The sequence below is a fragment of the Serratia sp. Je.1.23.a genome (assembly GCF_051129805.1).
GTDB lineage: Bacteria > Pseudomonadota > Gammaproteobacteria > Enterobacterales > Enterobacteriaceae > Serratia > Serratia liquefaciens.
The window spans coordinates 1-1,258 of sequence record NZ_JBCPSR010000024.1; the positions used below are offsets into that span (position 1 = coordinate 1).

The 1,258-nt window shown below is 53.0% G+C and carries 1 protein-coding gene; it reads right to left on the reverse strand.

Annotation, left to right across the window (positions count from 1 at the left end):
* Positions 1 to 8 precede the first annotated feature (8 nt).
* Positions 9 to 1,222, reverse strand: a protein-coding gene (locus AAZT04_RS25980) for an IS3 family transposase (protein ID WP_129941928.1) whose coding sequence is annotated in 2 segments (ribosomal slippage) — positions 9 to 928 and positions 928 to 1,222 — 1,215 coding nt in all. Because the reading frame shifts where the segments join, the coding sequence is not laid out codon by codon here.
* Positions 1,223 to 1,258: the final 36 nt, after the last annotated feature.

The following is a 1,258-nucleotide window of genomic DNA, read 5'->3' on the forward strand; positions in this document are numbered from 1 at the left end:
TGTAGTGGTCAAGTAATATTGGCCACGGTTTTACAGTAAAAACGGTATCTGTTCTCTGATTCTTCCGGCGTCAGTCCACCGTTGTAATGGTGAGGCCTGACACTATTGTAGTAGTTCAATATATAATCACTGATTTGTCGCCGGGCCTCGTCCTTGCCTGCGTAACCATTCGCCGGTACCCATTCTGTTTTCAGACTGCGGAAGAAGCGCTCCATAGGGCTGTTATCCCAGCAGTTTCCCCGCCGACTGACGCTTTGCTTTATTCTGTAACGCCAGAGAAGTTGTTGATATTTCAGGCCTGTATACTGGCTTCCCTGATCGCTGTGGAACATCACATCACGCGGCTGGCCTCGCGTCTCATATGCCATCCGCAGGGCGCTGCTTATCAGCGCTGTATCAGCATTTTCTGACAGGCTCCAGCCAACCACTCTGCGGGCAAAAAGATCCATGACGACCGCCAGATAGCACCAGCGATTTCCTGCCCAGATATACGTAATATCTCCGCACCATGCCCTGTCAGGCTCCGGCACAGCGAACTGACGTTCGAGCAGATTCGGCAGGCATGTATGCTCCTGTCGGGCATTTTTGTACTGATGTTTTCCGGGCTGACAGCTGCTCAGGCTCAGGTATTTCATCAGACGCCCGGCCCGGTAACGGCTCATCGGGACACCGTTTTGAGTCAGCATTTCCGCAAGCGTGCGTGCGCCTGCAGAGCCCCGACTCTGGTTCCACGCCCGGCGTATTTCGCTGCACAACCTGACCTGCGCCGGATTAACGGTATCGCGTCGCTTTCGCCAGTACCGGTAACTACTGCGGTGTATTTCCAGAGCGGAACAAAGGCTGACAACCGTGTGGCTGTCACTCAGTCTGGCAACTATCGTGAACCGTTCAGCGAGTCGGACATCAAGAGCGCGGTAGCCTTTTTTAATATCGTATTCTGTTCCTCCAGACGGCGAATCTGCTTTTCCAGCTCTCGGATTCGTTGCTGCTCTGTGGAGATAGGCGTCGCAGAGGGCGTGATGCCCTGGCGCTCTCGCCGGAGCTGGCGTACCCAGCTCTCAAGGGTGGTAGAGCCGACATTCATCGCTTCACTGGCTTGTCGATATGAGTAGCCCTTATCAACAACCAACTGCGCACATTCCAGCCTGAACTCAGGGGTGAAAGTACGCTTAGTTTTTTTGTTCATTAAGTCACCTGTTTTGTGTTGAGGTGAGGATATCACCTTTAATCAGGTGGCCAAATTTACTGTGCCACTACA